Annotated in this window: 18 protein-coding genes and 1 other annotated feature; of the genes, 14 read left to right on the top strand and 4 right to left on the bottom strand. The window is 35.6% G+C overall.

What is annotated here, in order from left to right; all coding sequences use genetic code 11:
- Window position 1: 1 nt before the first annotated feature.
- From AN959_RS14940 to AN959_RS14955, 4 genes are all read left to right on the top strand, one after another.
- Complete coding sequence (locus tag AN959_RS14940) at window positions 2-1,549, top strand: acyl-CoA carboxylase subunit beta (protein ID WP_053592086.1); 1,548 nt, start codon at window positions 2-4, stop codon at window positions 1,547-1,549.
- Between the two features lie 17 nt (window positions 1,550-1,566).
- Window positions 1,567-2,679 (top strand): M20/M25/M40 family metallo-hydrolase, encoded by a 1,113-nt coding sequence (locus AN959_RS14945; protein ID WP_056831795.1) that lies wholly within the window; start codon window positions 1,567-1,569, stop codon window positions 2,677-2,679.
- A 22-nt stretch (window positions 2,680-2,701) separates the two neighbouring features.
- The gene (locus AN959_RS14950; protein WP_056831797.1) at window positions 2,702-3,190 is read left to right on the top strand and encodes a chemotaxis protein CheW; all 489 of its coding nucleotides are present in this window, start codon (window positions 2,702-2,704) and stop codon (window positions 3,188-3,190) included.
- 764 nt (window positions 3,191-3,954) lie between these two features.
- On the top strand, window positions 3,955-5,196 hold the full coding sequence (locus AN959_RS14955; protein WP_156350804.1) for a DNA polymerase IV: 1,242 nt from the start codon (window positions 3,955-3,957) through the stop codon (window positions 5,194-5,196).
- A gap of 9 nt (window positions 5,197-5,205) precedes the next feature.
- Here AN959_RS14955 and AN959_RS14960 read toward each other — a convergent pair whose 3' ends face one another.
- On the bottom strand, window positions 5,206-6,651 hold the full coding sequence (locus tag AN959_RS14960; RefSeq protein ID WP_056831799.1) for a UDP-N-acetylmuramoyl-L-alanyl-D-glutamate--2,6-diaminopimelate ligase: 1,446 nt from the start codon (window positions 6,649-6,651) through the stop codon (window positions 5,206-5,208).
- Between the two features lie 281 nt (window positions 6,652-6,932).
- Between AN959_RS14960 and rnz the strand changes: the two genes are divergently transcribed.
- Window positions 6,933-7,883, top strand: coding sequence for a ribonuclease Z (gene rnz / locus AN959_RS14965; RefSeq protein WP_056831801.1), 951 nt, complete (start codon window positions 6,933-6,935; stop codon window positions 7,881-7,883).
- Window positions 7,884-7,914: 31 nt separating this feature from the next.
- On the opposite strand, the gene proC is transcribed toward rnz, so the two are convergent.
- Entirely contained in the window at window positions 7,915-8,727 is an 813-nt protein-coding gene (gene proC / locus AN959_RS14970; RefSeq protein ID WP_056831802.1) for a pyrroline-5-carboxylate reductase, read from the bottom strand.
- A gap of 47 nt (window positions 8,728-8,774) precedes the next feature.
- Window positions 8,775-8,983: a binding site (T-box leader), on the bottom strand.
- A 121-nt stretch (window positions 8,984-9,104) separates the two neighbouring features.
- Here proC and AN959_RS14975 point away from each other — a divergent pair.
- From AN959_RS14975 to AN959_RS14985, 3 genes are read left to right on the top strand one after another with little or no spacing between them, the layout of a single operon-like run.
- Window positions 9,105-10,052 (top strand): MBL fold metallo-hydrolase, encoded by a 948-nt coding sequence (locus tag AN959_RS14975; protein ID WP_056831805.1) that lies wholly within the window; start codon window positions 9,105-9,107, stop codon window positions 10,050-10,052.
- A complete protein-coding gene (locus AN959_RS14980; protein ID WP_056831807.1) occupies window positions 10,039-10,791 on the top strand; it encodes an SDR family oxidoreductase in 753 nt (250 codons plus the stop codon). The genes AN959_RS14975 and AN959_RS14980 overlap by 14 nt, the downstream gene beginning before the upstream one ends.
- Before the next feature lie 32 nt (window positions 10,792-10,823).
- Window positions 10,824-11,606 (top strand): GNAT family N-acetyltransferase, encoded by a 783-nt coding sequence (locus AN959_RS14985; RefSeq protein WP_056831809.1) that lies wholly within the window; start codon window positions 10,824-10,826, stop codon window positions 11,604-11,606.
- Between the two features lie 56 nt (window positions 11,607-11,662).
- Here AN959_RS14985 and AN959_RS14990 read toward each other — a convergent pair whose 3' ends face one another.
- On the bottom strand, window positions 11,663-11,836 hold the full coding sequence (locus tag AN959_RS14990) for an aspartyl-phosphate phosphatase Spo0E family protein (protein WP_156316846.1): 174 nt from the start codon (window positions 11,834-11,836) through the stop codon (window positions 11,663-11,665).
- Between the two features lie 278 nt (window positions 11,837-12,114).
- Between AN959_RS14990 and AN959_RS14995 the strand changes: the two genes are divergently transcribed.
- The 6 genes from AN959_RS14995 to AN959_RS15020 all read left to right on the top strand — a co-directional run bounded on the left by AN959_RS14995 (window position 12,115) and on the right by AN959_RS15020 (window position 17,672).
- The gene (locus tag AN959_RS14995; protein WP_053588964.1) at window positions 12,115-12,549 is read left to right on the top strand and encodes a hypothetical protein; all 435 of its coding nucleotides are present in this window, start codon (window positions 12,115-12,117) and stop codon (window positions 12,547-12,549) included.
- A 72-nt stretch (window positions 12,550-12,621) separates the two neighbouring features.
- A complete protein-coding gene (locus AN959_RS15000; protein ID WP_156350805.1) occupies window positions 12,622-13,920 on the top strand; it encodes a serine hydrolase in 1,299 nt (432 codons plus the stop codon).
- A gap of 230 nt (window positions 13,921-14,150) precedes the next feature.
- Window positions 14,151-14,891, top strand: a complete 741-nt coding sequence (locus AN959_RS15005) for a GTP cyclohydrolase II (protein WP_056831811.1) — start codon at window positions 14,151-14,153, stop codon at window positions 14,889-14,891.
- A gap of 13 nt (window positions 14,892-14,904) precedes the next feature.
- A complete protein-coding gene (gene ribD / locus AN959_RS15010) occupies window positions 14,905-16,017 on the top strand; it encodes a bifunctional diaminohydroxyphosphoribosylaminopyrimidine deaminase/5-amino-6-(5-phosphoribosylamino)uracil reductase RibD (protein WP_056831813.1) in 1,113 nt (370 codons plus the stop codon).
- Window positions 16,014-17,096, top strand: coding sequence for an FAD-dependent monooxygenase (locus AN959_RS15015; protein ID WP_056831815.1), 1,083 nt, complete (start codon window positions 16,014-16,016; stop codon window positions 17,094-17,096). Before ribD ends, AN959_RS15015 begins: the two co-directional genes overlap by 4 nt.
- A gap of 15 nt (window positions 17,097-17,111) precedes the next feature.
- Window positions 17,112-17,672: an HAD family acid phosphatase gene (locus AN959_RS15020; protein WP_056831816.1), complete on the top strand. Its 561-nt coding sequence runs from the start codon at window positions 17,112-17,114 to the stop codon at window positions 17,670-17,672.
- Window positions 17,673-18,324: 652 nt separating this feature from the next.
- Here the strand turns inward: AN959_RS15020 and AN959_RS21760 are convergent.
- Complete coding sequence (locus tag AN959_RS21760; protein WP_256363929.1) at window positions 18,325-18,489, bottom strand: aspartyl-phosphate phosphatase Spo0E family protein; 165 nt, start codon at window positions 18,487-18,489, stop codon at window positions 18,325-18,327.
- Window positions 18,490-18,703: the final 214 nt, after the last annotated feature.

Genomic DNA, 18,703 nt, shown 5'->3' on the forward strand with positions numbered 1-18,703 from the left:
TATGGATATTTATGATAAAATTAATGATTTATATGATCGCAAACGAAAAATTGAATTAGGTGGCGGAGACGCTCGCATTAAAAAGCAACACGAAAAAGGGAAACTCACTGCAAGAGAACGAATAGACTTACTCGTTGATAAAGATTCTTTTGTGGAGTTAAATCCTTTTATACAGCACAGAACGGTTGATTTTGGTATGGACAAGCTGGAAGGCCCAGGTGATGGGGTAGTTACTGGCTATGGAAAAGTTAATGGTCGACCAGTTTATTTATTCTCCCAAGACTTTACTGTTTTCGGTGGGGCACTTGGAGAAATGCATGCATTAAAAATTGCGAATGTAATGGATTTAGCTGCAAAAAATGGTGCGCCGTTTATTGGTCTAAACGATTCAGGTGGAGCTCGTATTCAAGAAGGTGTTGTTTCCTTAGATGGATATGGACAAATCTTTTATCGGAATGCTATTTATTCTGGTGTAATCCCTCAAATTTCCGTTATTCTTGGCCCGTGTGCAGGTGGAGCAGTTTACTCTCCAGCAATTACAGACTTTGTTTTCATGACGGATGAAACAAGTCAAATGTTTATTACAGGGCCAAAAGTGATTGAAACGGTTACCGGTGAAAAGATTTCAGCAGAAAATCTTGGAGGTTCTAAAGTACATAATACAATTAGTGGTAATGCGCATTTCCGTGGGAAAACGGAAGAAGAAGTATTAGAAAGTGTCCGTTTACTTCTAAGTTATTTACCGCAAAATTTTGAAGAGAAACCAGCAATAGTGGAAGTAACTAGTGAAAATGATGACAGACCTGATTTAGCTGATATCGTCCCATTTGAAGCAATTCGTCCATATGATATTCGAAAAGTGATTGAGCAAGTAGTAGATACTGACTCTTTTTTAGAGGTTCAAAAAGAATTTGCTAAAAATATCGTAGTCGGTTTAGCTCGTATTAAAGGGGAAGTAGTTGGTCTTGTTTGTAACCAACCAAAAGTAATGGCTGGTGGTCTGGATATAGATTCATCTGATAAAGCAGCACGCTTTATTCGTTTCTGTGATGCATTTAATATTCCTATTATTACCTTCGAAGATGTGACAGGTTTTTTCCCAGGCATTAAACAAGAGCATGGTGGGATAATACGTCACGGTGCTAAAATACTCTTTGCTTATTCAGAAGCAACTGTCCCGAAAATGACAGTTATTCTACGTAAAGCTTATGGTGGTGCTTATGTTGCGTTAAACTCCAAATCAATTGGTGCAGATGTAGTGTATGCGTGGCCAAATGCTGAAATTGCAGTTATGGGGCCACAGGGAGCAGCAAATATTATTTTCGCTAGGGAAATTGCAAATAGCAAAGATCCAGAACAAGTTCGTGCAGAGAAAATAGAGGAATATCGTTCCAAATTTGCGAATCCATATGTTGCGGCATCGATGGGAATGGTAGATGATGTAATTGATCCTCGAGAAACTCGTATTAAACTTATTCAAGCATTAGAAATGATGCGAAATAAAAAAGAAACTAGACCGAAGAAAAAGCATGGAAATATACCACTATAAAGGAGTCTAAATACAAGATGAATCGTTTAATAGAAGAATTTTTTGAACTAGTTAAAATTGACTCAGAAACAAAACACGAAGAAATTATAGCACCTGTTTTAATTGATAAATTAGAGAAACTTGGATTTTCCGTTGTTCAAGACGATGCCCACACTAGAAATGGACATGGTGCAGGAAATTTAATAGCAACTTTAAAAGGTCAAAAATCAGAAGTAGACAGTATATATTTCACCGTTCATATGGATACAGTTGTACCTGGTAAAGGAATTCAACCAGTTTTAAAAGAAGATGGCTATATCTATTCAGATGGAACTACGATTTTAGGGGCTGATGACAAAGCAGGAATCGCTGCTCTATTTGAAGCAATCAAACGATTAAAAGAGGAAAACATCGCACACGGAGATATTCAAGTAGTTATTACTGCTGGAGAAGAAAGCGGTTTAGTTGGTGCAAAAGAAATGGATCCATCCATGATAACAGCCAAATATGGCTATGCAATTGATAGCGATGGAACTGTCGGTGGTATCGTAACGGCAGCACCGTTCCAATCGAAACTTTGGACGACTATAAAGGGTAGAACTGCACATGCAGGAGTAGCTCCAGAAAAAGGAATATCAGCAATCACACTAGCTTCCAAGGCAATTTCAGCAATGAAGCTAGGTCGCATTGATGAAGAAACCACTGCTAACATTGGGCGTTTTGAAGGTGGACAAGCTACTAATATCGTTTGTGATGAAGTTCACATTTTATCCGAGGCACGTTCCATCAACAAAGAAAAACTTGATGTTCAAGTAGCACATATGGTTCAAATTTTTGCTGAGATTGCAGCTAATAACGGTGGTTCGGCTGAAACTGAAACCCAGTTAATGTATCCTGGATTCCACTTTGAGGAAGATCATCATGTAGTTCAAGTTGCGAAACGAGCAGTTGAAAGAATAGGAAGAACTGCCGATATTAAGAGAAGTGGCGGAGGTAGTGACGCTAATGTAATTGCTGGTTTTGGTATTCCAACGGTTATACTGTCGGTTGGTTATGAAGAAATTCATACAACTAACGAGCGTATGCCAGTAGAAGAGCTAGAAAAGCTTGCAGATTTACTTGTCGAAATTGTAAGAGTAGCTGCAGAATAATTCTTACAGGAGGTGTCTATTATTGAGTAGTGAGAAAGTAGTTGTCTTTCAATGTGGGAATGAAGATTATGCTGTACCTATTGAACATGTTATTTCTATTGAAAAATTAGAGCATATTAATCCAATACCACATTTACCAAATTATTTAATTGGATTAATGAAAATCCGAGGCGAACTTGTGCCAATTATCGATTTTGAGCAAATTTTATATAATCGTAATGGTGCAGATTTTGAATCTTCACGAGTTATAACGATGTATACACAAGATATGTCCATTGGACTTCTAGTGAAGGAAGCCAAAGAAATACTAGATATTCCATCAGTAGATATTAAGCAAATTGGTTTAGTAAACTATACAAAAACACAGTACTTTACTGGTGTTGCAAATTTAGAAAATCGAATGATTACAATTGTTGAACCATCCATTTTAGTTCGAACATTAGACGGGATCAAAGATATTCAGTCCTATTTAGAATTAGCAAAAAAAGAGGAAGTAGGTAGCTTATTATAGCTACTTCAGATTGAAGTTTTGATTTTTGTCTATAAGTTTGGAGAAAGCCTCCGCTCGACTCCTGCGGGAAAAGCGAGACAGACGATACCCTTCAGGAGCATAGCGAAGGCACTGAGAAGTCTATAGAATTTGACTTTACACTAAATAAAATCGTCCGACAAATAAGAAAATCGTTGAAACGGCTCCCTTTCCGCGGGCGTTGCCTTAGCCTCCTCGCTACGCTGCGGGGTCTTCGGCTAACGCAATTCCCGCAGGAGTGTCGCCTTTTTCAACGATTTTCTATTAATACTATTTGAATAGATTTTATTGATTAAAACTTCTCTATTAATGACATAATGGTTTTCTAATTCAAAAGCGGAAAATAGTTGATTGGAGTGGAAGGCGGCGACTCCAGCCGGAATAGCAAATGTTTTCTGCACCGAAAGCGAAGCGGCAGGTGCATGAGCTGAAGACCCTGGACTGAGCGTAGCGAAATTAATTTTTGCGACGAGCTTTGCGCAGGAGCAAGGGAAGCGGCTGAAGCCATGCCGGCGGAAAGCGTCCGCCTGGAACGGAAATTAACGGGTCCAACATACTGTTATGAAATCTCATAGAGGACTTTTTCAGTGCCCTCAGAGTAGAGCGACCAAGCGGCTCGGCGCTCGCCAGCGAAAAGCGAGCAGAAAGCTTCGGAAAATCTGATCTATCTTATATAAATTCGAGTTTGTCTACAGTCTGAGGTAGCTAATTATAGCTGCCTTTTTTTCCTTAAAGGGGGTATTTAGTTGAAGAGAAAAAATAGAATAATTTTTCATATAGATATGAATAGTTTCTATGCTTCTGTTGAACAGGCGTATGATCCCTCATTAAAAGGAAAAGCAATCGCAATTGCTGGAAACCCAAAGGAACGCAGAGGCATCCTTGTAACTTGTTCTTATGAGGCAAGGGCTAAAGGTGTTTACACGACGATGTCCGTTTGGGAAGCGAAACGTAAATGCCCGGAGATTATTTTACTTCCTCCCAACTTTGAAAGATATCGTATTGCTTCTAAAGCTATGTTTGATATATTACGTTCATATACACCTCTTGTGGAACCTGTATCGATTGATGAAGGGTATATGGATGTAAGTGATTTGAATCTTTCAGGAAACGCAGTAAGTTTAGCAGAATCCATTCAAAATAGATTGGTAAGTGAATTGGATTTACCTAGCTCAATCGGAATAGCTCCCAATAAATTTCTAGCTAAAACTGCTTCTAATATGAAAAAGCCAATGGGTATTACCGTTCTGCGTAAACGAGAAGTTGCTGAAAAGCTATGGCCTCTACCTGTTATTGAAATGCATGGGGTAGGTGAAAGCACGTCAAACAAACTTGCAGAGTTAGGCATTAAAACCATTGGTGATTTGGCGTCTATCGAAACTGGAGTTATTAAAGAAAGATTAGGTAAAGTCGGTTTGCGCCTATTGGAAAGAGCAAATGGTGTAGATAATCGCGATGTAGATCCAACTTCCGTTTTTGATACAAAAAGCGTTGGCAATTCCACTACCCTACCTTACGATGAAACCAATCCGGACGAGCTAAACAAGGTAATTTTGAAACTCTCCAAAAAAGTGGCTTCCCGTCTAGAGGCTAAAAATCTTGCTGGACAGTCTATTAACATTCATATTCGCGATGCTGATTGGAAAAATAAGACGAGAAGCAAAACTGTTCAGAACCGTCTATTCGAAGAACGTGAGATATATCAGTTAGCAAAGTCCTTATTTCACTCTACTTGGAATGGAGAGGCTATACGACTTTTAGGTGTGACAGTGAATAATGTACATGATAAAGGTGATTATGTAGAACAATTATCGATTTTCAACTTTGAAGAACATGCTAAAGAAGAACCAATCTTGAAGCTAGTTGAACAGCTACAGGAAAAGTTCGGAAAAGACACGATCAAGAGAGGAATTAAATTAAAAAAGAATCCTTCTTTGGAATCGAAAACAAGCTTTAGCAAAGACTTTTTAGATGATCATAAATTGTAAAGGAGCATTCTATAAATGCTCCTTTTGGAAGGATAAAGAATGATTTAGAAAATGTAGTGTGTCCATATCAGACTTAGTTGGTAAAGAGAACGTTTGTTGGTAATCTTCTATGCCTTTCCCTGTAATCACTACCCAATCCTGGTCATGTGCTAGTTCCCATGCATGTTGAATAGCTAATGTACGATCAGGGATTACGATGCATTTATTCTGTAAATTGAGTTGAGTTAGTTCATTTATCATTTGGTCAGGAGTTAAACCATTTAGATCATCGAATGTAAGTATACTTACATCACAATTGCTTGTTGAAATGTCAATCATATTTTTTCTCTTCTGGACATCTCGATTACCTCTGAATCCAAATACATGTATAATTTTTCGAGGCTTATAAGAATGAACAGTATCCAGAATATGATAAAAAGCATTGCTTGTATGTGCGTAGTCTATTACAAAATTAGCACCTGAAGGGTGAGAGAATAACTGAAATCTTCCAGGGACACCTTCAAAATTAGTAAGCGCTTCGACAATAGAGGAAGGTTCAAGACCTAATGAAATAGAAGTTAAAAAAGCTAAAGAGGCATTTTCAACATTATGCTGACCTCTCATACATGTTGTAAGAGGGTAGGATATTGTCTCCGAATTTGAAGTTGTTAATAGCTCTTCTCCAGAAATAAAAAAAGCAGAGTCTTTACCATTAACTTTTAGTACGTTTTTGTTTTTAGATGAAACATAGGAACTTAATCTTTCGCCCCATTCAGTAACAGAATTTACGATAGCGACACCATTTAATTTTAAATGATCAAATAGGGATTGTTTTGCTAAATAGTAAGACTCCATGTTTTGGTGATAATCAAGGTGTTCAGGTTCTAAGTTTGTAAAAATACAATAGTCAAATTCAATGCCTTCAACTCTGTATTGTGTTAAGCCATGGGATGACACTTCCATAATCACAACCTCATCATGGCTAAAGGATAATAGTTGGTGAAAAGTTAAAGGATCTAAAGTCGTATGAGTAGACGTGTTTTCAAATCCATTTATTACAGTTGATACACTTCCAAACAACGCACAGGATATACCATGTGATTCAAGAATATGCTTGAGCATATAAGAGGTCGTTGTCTTTCCGTTTGTACCAGTTATGCCGATCATTATTTTATTTTGAGTTGGATTATGGTGAAAAGTACTAGCTAAAACTGCTAACGCTTTCCTTGCATTAGGGACTTTAAAGTATGGTACAGCTAAATCTTGTATATCTTTTTCCCCTATTATTGCAGCCGCGCCGTTTTTAATAGCATCATTTATAAATAGGTGACCATCCGTATTCGTGCCAGCAATTGCTATAAATATGAAATTTTTATCGATCTTGGAAGAATCAAAAGACAATCCATTAATTACTAAAGATTGATCCTTGTCGCTTACTGTAATACCTAATGGTTTTAACAATAAATCTAAATTCATAAGGGTGGTTCGCTCCTTCTAGGTGTCTATTTATTGTTAGCTGAAATAAAAAATACATGCATTAACAATAGTAATAATGTAGCTTATTCTCATTTTTCCTAAGTCGCTTGTACAAATTTTCGAATAATTTGTATATGTATAATAATAAACAGTATACAGAAATAAGATTAAAAAGTTATGGATATAGCTTAATGTAACGAAAACTTAATAAAGCTGGAAAAGTTTGCAGTTATTTTATTCAAACATTATGATGAATGGAATAGAAGTTGAGGTGGAGATAGATGAAATTATTATTTTTAGGAACAGGTGCAGGAATGCCCTCTAAACAACGCAACACAACATCAACTGTTTTAAAACTATTAGAAGAAAGAGGAACTTTTTGGATGTTTGATTGTGGGGAAGCGACTCAACATCAAATTCTACGAACTACTCTTAAACCGAGAAAACTAGAGAAACTCTTTATTACTCACTTGCATGGTGACCATATTTATGGACTCCCAGGGTTGCTAGGGTCTCGATCTTTCCTTGGTGGAGAAGAGGAACTCACTATTTATGGTCCATCAGGTATCAAAGCATGGATAGAGTTGACACTCACCACTTCCAAAACATATATCAAATATCCACTAACGATAATAGAGATAGAGGAAGGGATTGTATTTGAGGACGAGCAATTCATTGTGGAAGCAAAATTACTAGAACATGTCATTCCATGCTTCGGTTATAAAATTACGCAAAAGCCTCTACCACCCGAGCTACTTATCAGTAAAACGGATGCGCTTCGTGTACCAAGAGGACCATTATTAAAGTTATTAAAAGCAGGATTAGATATTGAACTTGAAGATGGTCGAATAGTGAAGAGTGCACAAGTGACAGGTACACCAAAGAATGGTTTTCAGGTAACTGTTTTGGGGGATACAAGGTTTTGTGATAATTCTATTTTGCTAAGTAATGGTTCTGATATTATCATTCATGAAGGAACGTTTGATCATGAAACGGCTAATCTTGCAAGGGAATATGGTCACTCAACTATCTTGGATGCTGCAAATGTATGTAAGGAAGCGAATGCTAAGCATTTAATCATCAATCATATTAGTGCGCGATTTATGCCATCAGATATAAAAGAAATGTTAGCACAGGTTGATCATTTTTCTTTTCCAGTATTTATAGCAGATGATTTTTCTGAATATGAATGGCAAAATGGTTCCTTAATAAAAATAAAAGATTCCGAGTGATTATAATAATCAATCGGAATCTTTCTTCATCTTATTCATATTGTTTACCAAGCACTCTGGATTTATTTTGAGCTGCATCGATACAAGCAAAAATAGCATCTTTTACATTATGCTGTATCAATTGTTCTAAACCAGCTTCAGTAGTTCCGCCTGGGCTAGTTACTCTTCGCCGTAATTCTAAAGGTTCTGCGTTACCAGTTTTAAGCATTTGAGCAGCACCTTCCATCGTTTGAACAAATAAATGACGCGCGTCCGATTTATCCATACCATGCTTTATTGCTGCAGCTTCAAATTGTTCAGCAAAGTAGTAAAAGTAGGCAGGACCACTACCTGATAGTGCGGTAACTACATGTAAATCCTCTTCCTCTACAGCTTTTACTGTTCCTATAGATTCTAATAAATGTATGATGGATATTTTTTCTTCCTCGGTAACTAAGTCATTCCAACATATGGCGGTTGCACTCAAGCCAACAGCTGCAGATGTATTTGGCATTACACGTGCAATCGGACGTCTCCCTAAATAATTTGTAATAGTTTGGATGGTTACTCCAGCTATAACTGAAATAATTGTTGCATTTTTATTAATAAAAGGAGCTATTTCAGTAAACGCAACTTTTGCATCTTTTGGTTTCATTGCTAAAAAAATTATATTAGCATCTGTAAGGGCTTTTTTCTCTTCACATACAATTTGTACATTGTATGTTTTTTTTAATAACTGAAGCTGATCTACATCTGATTTATTCATTACATGTATAAATTCTGGAGCAACTTTTTCTTCCTTCGTTAGTCCATTAATGATAGCCTCTGCCATTGATCCAGCACCGACAAATACAATTTTCGTCATAAAAACTCCTCCTTATAAAATAAAAAAAAGCGTTCCCGTCCCTAATAAATAAGGACGAAAACGCATGTCTCCGCGGTACCACCTAGATTTGCCGCAATGCGGCACAGCTTATCCTTCATATCGTGAAGGTCACGACTATGTTTGCATAGTAGCTCCGAAGTAGGTTCGATATATGAGCGGGAGGTGAAAATTGCAGCAGGTCATTTCACTCTCTTGACTCCATCATATATGTACTATTCTTCATCTTAGCTTTTATTTTCTGAATTAATGAAATTATATGGCTCTTCCAAATAAAAGTCAACTTGTATTTAGTGACGTCTTCGTTAAAAAAATGTACAATTATAATGAATCATCATTCATTTAGAGGGAGTTTACATATGACTATAAATAAAATTATTATTCCTACGCCATTTGCTGTAGGTGATGTTAATGCATATTTATTAAAAGGCGATGCACTCACCTTAATAGATGTGGGTCCAAAAACAGAAGAAGCATTAGTAGCCATTAAGGCTGGAATTAAAGAAGCGGGATATTCGCTTTCAGATGTCGAGCAAGTACTGCTAACCCATCATCATCCAGATCACTCGGGCTGGGTAGAAGCATTTGAACAAGCAACATTATTGGGGCATGCTTATAACGAACCATGGCTAACGAGAGATGAAGAATTCTTTCACTTTCATGATGATTTTTATCTACAATGTTTAAAGGAAGAGGGTGTTCCAGAAAGTTACTTTCATTGGGTTGAAAAGATGAAAAGACCTATACACTTCATTGGAAATCGACCTCTACAAAAGATTTTAAGAGAAGGTGATTCTCTTCCAGGTCATCCTGATTTCACAATTTTAGAGACATTAGGGCACGCCCAAAGCCATCTCTCTTTTTGGTCGGAGAAATATAGAGTATTAATCGGAGGGGACTTAGTTCTTGAAAAAATTTCTTCAAATCCATTGATTGAACCACCCCTTGATAAAGTTTTGGAACGATCCAAATCAATGATCCAATATAATGCTTCATTAAAACGAATTCAAGATTTACCTGTTGAAAAGATTTTTAGTGGTCACGGAAATGAGGTATTTAACGTGCATCAACTTATTACGGATAGACTTGAAAAACAAAGAGAAAGAGCATTAAAAGTTTTAGATATGATAAAAGAGGAAGAAAAAACTATTTTTGAACTTACTCAACAGCTGTTTCCAAAAGTATATGAAAAAGAACTTGGTTTGACTTTGTCAGAGACAATTGGTCAAATTGATTATTTATTGGAAGAGGGTTACATCAAGGAACAAAAAAATGAGAAAGGTATATTGTTATATGAGCAAGCCTAAAAAAATTTTTATAACTGGGGCAACAAGTGGGGTTGGGTTGTTACTCACAAAAAAACTGAAAGCTGATGGTCACGACGTTTGGGCAACTGGTCGAAACATGGATGTTCTTGAGGAATTAGATCAACTTGGAGTTCATTCCATCTATGCAGATTTAACTAAAGAACAATCTTTTAAGGAACTTTTTCAGAAAATGGAGACACCTGATACAATCATATATTGTGCCGGTGTTGGAACATTTGCATATTTAACTGATTTAGAAGAGAAAAACATGATACAAATGATGAATGTAAATGTTACTGCTCCGATGTTACTTACAAAATACTTTGCAGATAAAATGAAAGAAAAGGGTAGCGGCCATTTTATTTTTATCGCATCTCAAGCTGGGAAGGTTGCCACACCAAAAGCCTCTGTTTATGCTGCTTCCAAACATGCCATACTCGGTTTTGCCAATGCCATTCGTATGGAGCTTAAAGATTTCGGTATACACGTAACTACGATCAATCCCGGTCCAATTGATACACCATTCCTCGATTTAGCCGATCAGACAGGCACTTATAGAGGGAAACTTAGTAAACATCTATTACAACCAGAAAAAGTAGTGACTTCTATTATTAAAACAATAGATTATCCTGTGCGAGAAGTTAACTTGCCTTCGTATATGGGCCTGACTAGTAAGCTATATGCAGTTTTTCCAAAAAGCGTGGAGACTCTAGGAAAAGGGTTTTTTAATAAAAAGTAGCTTTTATGTTTATAATCCTGGAGGAAAACGAGATGAATTTACAAGATATTATTAGTTTGGATTTTGCTTATTTAGAAACTTTTTCTATGCGTAAGGATACTAAATGGGGATCATTATTTTATAATGAGAATCAGCCATCATATTATGATGCAAATCATGCACATATTAGTGAATTAAGTGAAAATCCATCCTTCATAATGGAAGAAGTAGTGAAATTTTATAATAGTAAAAATATTATACCAAGATTTTATCTATACAATTTAGATCTACAAAAAGAGCTAATTTCTATTTTACTTGAGAATAGCTTTGGGTATGAGGAGTTAATTAGTCCAGTTCAATTATGGGATAAAAAGCTTTTAGTAAAAGAGAAAAACGAGAATATAGTGATTGAACGTGTCGATAAACATAATTATTTTGAAGCCCTTCAAATTGAATGTAGTATAAAAGAGCTTGGAGGTAAAGAAGTGAGAGAAAAAGCATTTGAGCTAGAGTTTAATCATCCAAGTTTTGAACACTATATACTTCGATATAATGGGATTGCCTGTGCCACTGCCTGTATTTTTGTAAATGATAAACAAGCTCGTATGGAGAGTGTAGCAACTTTAGAAGAGTTTAGAGGTAGGGGATTGATTGGGGAGCTAATTCATTTTATTCAAACTGAAATAGAAAAAAGATGTTATGAAAACCTATGGGTATTTCCAATCAACGAAAGAGTTGAAAAAGTATATCAAAGATACGGATTTAAAACAGTAGAAAAGCTCAAAACGGGACATGCTTATTTAGGTGGAAGAAGTATAACTGAGATCCAGGGATGATTTATAATGAAAGAAAAAAATTTTAAAGTACATATTGAAACCGATTAGTTCCCTTATTAGGAGACTAATCGGTTTTTTAGTGAATTTAAATTCTGATTATTATATTTTTCTTGATATCTATTTAGTAGTTGATCTAGCTCTTGGCTAACGGATACAACAAGGGGATGCGATAATCCTAATTTTTTTGCTTTTCTATACATGTCTTTACGCTTAATATCGATTCGAACCATTAAAGCCTTCTTATCCAATTTACTTTTCACTATTCTTCCTCCAAATAATATTTTATATTTAGCTTCCACCAAGAGGGTAATTTTTTCTAGTNACTTGTCCAATTGTACGATAGATAAATTGCGAAATTTGTCTAGTTGTGTAGGAATGGTTCTATTTAATAAAATTGTAATAAAAGTAAAAATTCTAAAAAATATAACAAATGAAAAATTAATATGAATTCTATTTTACTCATAGAGTGGATGTATACAACAACTGCTAAAAGGAAAGGAGATAGCTGGTGATTAAACGAAATGGGTTAGTACCAAAAAAGGCTCTTGTAGCTGCTATATCAGGTATATTTATAATTATCATCCTTTTTATGTTTTTTCCTTTCGGTTATTCTTTACAAGAAGATGGTAACGGAAAGGTTACGATTTCAGAAAACGGCATCTTGCGTAATGAATTTACTGTAGAGGTTACGGAAGCAAATGAATTAACAATCGTGTTGTTAAAATCGGTTTTGAAAGAATTTAAGACAATATGCATAATATTATTAATCATTTTTCCACTATTGCTACTTTCTCTTGCTTTTAACTATGTGCAGAAATCTAAAGGGATTTTTATAATTATGTGTGTTATTTCTATTTTCATGATGATCGCAATTACAATTTTATATTTTAACAATATAGAAATCATGGAAAACCTAATAAAAAGTTTAAGTCAGAATAAATAAAGTATTGAAAAATGCTTTCAATCAATTTATGATTATTCCTTATAATGCTAGAAGGTTTTTGGAGGAATTCTGATGATGACAGATTATTTACAACAGCTTTTGATGGATTGGGAAAAAGCTTACATGCAGAATAATTATCTCCATGGATCATTGTTGGTTGCATATAAAGGAGAAATGTTATTAAACAATGGGTATGGGATGGCAAACTTTGAACATGATATAGTTAATACATCTGAAACCAAATTTAGAATTGGTTCTATTACTAAAAGTTTTACTGCATTGGCTATTTTCCAATTACATGAGGAAAACAGGATTAATATACATAATACAATAAATAATTACTTGCCATATTTCCCAAATGGAGACAAAATCACTGTTTATCAATGCTTAACACATACAGCAGGGATAACGAATTTCACAAGTTATCCTGATTTTTGGAGTAATACGATGCGCCTTTCTTCCAGTTTAGAGGAGATAATTAATTCTTTTAAAAATGAGCCGTTAGAATTCGAGCCTGGCTCACAATTTGATTATAGCAATTCAGGCTATTTGTTATTAACCGCAATTATTGAAGAAGTTACTGGAGTTAAGTATGCTGAATATTTAAAGGAAAACATATTGAATCCACTTGGAATGTATAATACTGGCTGTGATAATGGAATAGAAATCGTACCAAACCTTGCAGCGGGATATTCATACAATGGTAAGCCAGTTCACGCCCCATATGCAGATCTTTCTTTTCCCTTAGGCGCTTATGGTCTTTATTCAACAACAGGTGATCTACTAATATGGGATAGAGCTATTAGATCTTCCACATTAATAAGTGAGGAAGCCACTAAAATCATGCTAACTGCTTATCAGGACTCCTATGCTTGTGGTTGGTTTAGAAAACAAGTAGCAGAAAGAGATTGCTACTTTCATTTTGGTGATATAAGTGGTTATGTAAATGAAATACTCTGTTTTGAAGAAGACCTCACGATTATTTTTTTATCCAATATGAATATTGTTCCTGTTAAAAAGCTGACAAGAGATATTGCTAAGAAAATTTTTGAACAACCAATTGAACTTCCTCAACCATTAAACCAAATAAACATATTTAATATGGATTTCATATGCGGTACCTATCAAAGTGATAACGGCCATTTGTCATTGCACATCACACAAGAAAAAGGCTTATTACTCTCAGTTCCAAAAGATTACGGTGTGGTTTATAAGTTTGGGCTTATTCCTATTAGGCAGGAAAATAACAAATTAACGATGAAAACGACAATAATAGATGAAACATTAGTATTGAGTTACTCTACCAAGAATGTGCTTTCCATTTGTTATACAGATTGCTATGGCAAACAAAGCATTCTAAAAAAAGGGTAAATAGGTTATGAAAGGAAGAACATTGGTGTTTCGAATCCCTTTATTCGAAGCGCCTTTTAATTTGTTCGTATTTGGCATATGATAGTTAATATTTGACTCTCGGTACTTGTAATTATATACTAGGTTACGATAGGTAAGTGGAGTTAGATAAATTTATAAAGACAAAAATGAAACAGAAAGTACTGTAAAGCATGTACTTATGTTTAATCTATAAGAATGGTGAGATCGAAATGACGATATTAAATGATACTTTAAATGTTTTGCAAGATAAAATGGATATGATAAAAATTTCGGACCAAGAGAATTTATGTTTAGTTGGCCCTGTTAAATTACCTATTAAACAAGGTGATTTTTCTGCAACTTTTAATTGGTACTCTTGGCTAAAAGTAGATGCGATGGAGTCGAAGGAAGAAGTTATTGCTTCCATTACAAACTCCCGGTTAGCTTTTGGTCAGCAATCTTCTGCATTAGTGTATGGTGATTTTGCAAATGAGGACGATGCACTCATTCGTATGCATAGCATTTGTCATACTGGAGACATTTTTGGAAGCCAGCGTTGTGATTGTGGATACCAGTTACATGAATCAATGAAGATGATCGTAGAACATGGTTGTGGGGCGATATTTTATTTGGCTGATCACGAAGGACGTGGGATTGGTCTTTTTTCTAAATCTTTGGCTTACCTTTTACAAGAGAATGGGTATGACACAGTGGAAGCAAATCAAGCTTTAGGGTTTGAGGATGATACTCGTTCCTATGAAGAGGCTATTCGAGTATTAGAAGCTTTAAGAGAAAAGCCAGTTACGCTTATTACGAACAATCCTAAGAAGCTTGAGGCACTAAAAGCTCACGGGTTATTAGCAGATCATCATGTACCTTTATGGGGTGGAATGACAGATACAAATCGTTTTTATTTGGAAACAAAAGTGCAAAAATCAGGTCATATCAAAGAATCTACTTTAAATAGTTAAGGAGTGCATGGCGATGAATACCGATCAAGATTATATGCGCCTAGCACTTAATTTAGCTGCAAGTGCAAAAGGTAATACAAACCCAAATCCAATTGTCGGAGCTGTGATTGTGAAGAATGGTGTCATAGTTGGAACAGGATTACATCGTAAAGCAGGGGAACCGCATGCGGAAGTGCATGCATTTAATATGGCTGGTGAGCATTCTAAAGGAGCCACACTTTATGTAACGTTAGAACCTTGCTCGCATTTTGGAAAGACTCCACCCTGTGCAAACCTTGTAAAGGAATCAGATGTAAGTCGTGTAGTTGTTGCAATGCAGGATCCAAACCCAGAAGTTGCTGGTAGAGGTATAAAGCTTTTGCGTGATGCTGGAATTGAAGTAGAAGTCGGTGTACTAGAAGAAGAGGCAAAAAAACTTAATGAGCGATTCATTCATAACATGATTACACAACGTCCCTTTGTCATTTCAAAATTTGCAATGACGTTAGACGGTAAGCTTGCTACCCATACAGGTCATTCGAAATGGATTACTGGTGAGGAAGCAAGAGCAGATGTACACAAACTCCGCGATGAAGTAGATGCTATTTTGGTTGGGGTTGGAACTGTGTTGGCAGATAATCCTTCATTAACAACTAGATTACCGGAGGGCCAAGGAAAAAACCCAATCCGTATCGTTTTAGACAGTCAATTAAGAACGCCATTAGATGCACATGTTTTACAAACTGATGAGGCCGATACAATTATTGTAACATCCAATAGTGTAGATTTAGAAACAGTAAAACCGTATAAAGAAAAAGGTGTTTCCTTCATTTTTGTATCAAAAGATGACAAAGGATTGAACATTCTGGAGATGTTAAAAAAGCTTTTTGAAAGAGGAATTACGGACGTGCTCGTAGAAGGAGGAGGCGAGGTTAATGCTTCTTTTTTAAGAGCAGGTTTGATCGATAAATACTTTGTTTATATAGCGCCAAAAGTGTTAGGTGGAAGAAATTCGCTAACACCCTTTGCGGGAAGTAATATAGATTCAATGAATGCGGCAAACCTTTTATCTTTTGATGAAGTGCAAATCTTTGGGGAAGATATTAGGATTACTGCGTATCCAAATCAGGGTGTTGATCAGAAGTGAATTATAAAGTAGATGTTTGTATAGTTGGGGCAGGTCCTGGAGGTGCGCTGCTTGCCTATTTACTGGCGAAGAAAAATGTTTCGGTAGTGCTTTTGGAAAGATCACACGAAGTTGGAAAAGCATTTCGAGGTGAACATTTAAATGAAGAAGGCGAAGCAATTTTAAAAGAACACGGTCTTTTTGATGCAGTGGAACAATTAGGATTACTTCGAATGGAAAAGCTAGAGTATTGGCATGATGGAAAACCATTTAAAACAATACTACCTGACCCACAAGTGGGACATCTTGGTATTCATGTTCCTCAAAGTCATCTTTTAACTGTTTTATTACAGGCTGCACAACAATATCCAGCTTTTAACTGTATGATGAATACTAAAGTACTGGAGCTATTAAAAGATGATTCAGGAATTTTTTGTGGTGTCAAAGCAACAAAAGATGGGGAAGAAGTTATCATAGAGAGTCAATTAGTAGTTGGAGCAGATGGTCGATACTCAACCGTGAGAAAAAAAGCGGGAATTGATGCAACTCTTCGTAAACATGGATATGATTTGCTTTGGGCTAAAATACCTGCTCCTACAAGCTGGGAGCCATCGATAAAAATGGCACTTATTGGTGACAAACAACTTTCTCTCTTTACTCAAGCGCAGGGATATATACAAATTGGGTGGAATATTGAGGAAGGTTCTTTTTCTTCACTTAGAAAACAACCATTTACTCCTTTTATTGAACAGCTTATTTTGGCATTTCCACAGCTTAAGGAAACTGTTCATCAGCATATTCAATCTTGGCAGGACTTTGTCTTATTAGATGTGTATAGTAGTAAAAGTGAGAATTGGGGTAAAGAAGGCGTAGTGTTGATCGGTGACGCTGTTCACACGATGACACCAACTGGTGCATATGGTTTAAATAGTGCATTAAAAGATGCTGATTTACTGGCATCTCTCATTGATGAAAATTATATATCTCAGCTTGATTTTACAAGTTGTGCTACGCAAAGAAAAAAAGAAGTTGAAAAGATTCAAGCGATTCAAATTGAGAAAGAACAATCATTTGCCTCACAATTTGTCGTTTTGGCTTAATTTAGGAGGATATTCGTGAAGTTTGGTTTTGATATTGACGATACATTAATTAATCTAAGAGAGCATGCCTTTCATTTATATAACAAAAAATTGAATCAAAATATAGCTTTGGATGTATTTCAAGCATTGAAAACTGTGGAAATACATGAAGCGTTTGGGATGGAAAAAGAAGCAGGAAATACTATGTGGAATAACTTATTGGAAGAAATTTATTTTACTGATTGTCCTGCCTTTGAAGGAGCTCTAGAAACATTACAGCAACTAAAAAAAGATGGACATGAAATTTTTTATATTACTTCACGTCCAAAAAAATATTGTCTGCAAACACGTGAATGGATGAAAGCTAAAGGTTTTCCAGTGGAAGATGGGCATTTTTACTGTGGGATGCAAGATGCAGAAAAAATAGCAACAATTCAAGAACTTGAACTAGACTTTTATTTTGATGATAAACCAGCTGTATTGGAAACCCTAAGTGGGGTAGCTTCCAAAGTGTATATAATGGACCAGTCTTATAACCAACAGGTGGAACTACCTAGGTTGAAGAACTGGGCGGATTTAGAAAAAATTATTCACTAAGCAAATGTGCATATGAGAATTCTTCTGGACAATGGTTAGACTGACATGTAAGTTTAAACGGGTGACTTCAGTAAGCAAGTAATTAGAAGTAGGCTTATTATTTCATAAGTTAAGAAGAGTGATCACGTTCGTTAGGGAAAGCCTATCGTCTCTTTATGGGATGGTAGGCTTTTTTGCATTTTATTCGACGAGAATTGTTTCAAATATGTAAAACATAGTGGAAGCATATTGATCATCGAGGTAATGATACATGAAGTTGTATATGTGTATATCAGACATATAGATCGAATCCCTACGCTTGTAGACATGAACTTCAAAGATGCAATGACCTTTGGATTAATCATGAACATATAAGTAAAGCGTTTGTGAAATCAGAAAACCCAGATCATGTTTATGCATGAGATAGTACAACTATCATTTCCTGGTTTATAATTTTTGAATCTAAAGCTACGTTTATCAATAAGTAATGACAAAACTGATCTGTATTTCAAAATAAGTACGGATCAGTTTTAATAAATGATTTTTAAAGCACTGATTAAGTTTGTGTATAAGCAACTTATAAAGTAAACCATGGATGTGCGCTTGCTGAAAACTACGCAAGCGCGTCTGTCTTTTTAGCTATTGAGGAGCACAAGTTAAATAATATATGTTTTTAAGACACTTTTTCAAAATACTTATTGAGTAACACGTCTAGTTCTTGACTACAGGAGACGACAAGTGGATGGCTATATCCGAACTTCTTAGCCATATTGTACATAACTTTCCTTTTCATCTCAATCTGAACTAATAATGTATTACCTTTCAACAAAGTTTTCACAATTCTTCCTCCATAAAGTATATTTCGCTTCATTTCTTGACGAGTTTTTCTAGTATGTAGGGAAGCAACTAGTACATTGTATTATATCCAATTTAAAAAATTTGTCGTATTGTGGAAAAATAATGAAAGTTCACAAATTTGTCATAAGTTATATGTATAAAAGTCGAAGAAGCGAAAATTTTGGAAATCCGAAATGTAAATGAAACAATTTTCC

The sequence above is a fragment of the Psychrobacillus sp. FJAT-21963 genome (assembly GCF_001420585.1).
Classification (GTDB): Bacteria; Bacillota; Bacilli; order Bacillales_A; family Planococcaceae; genus Psychrobacillus.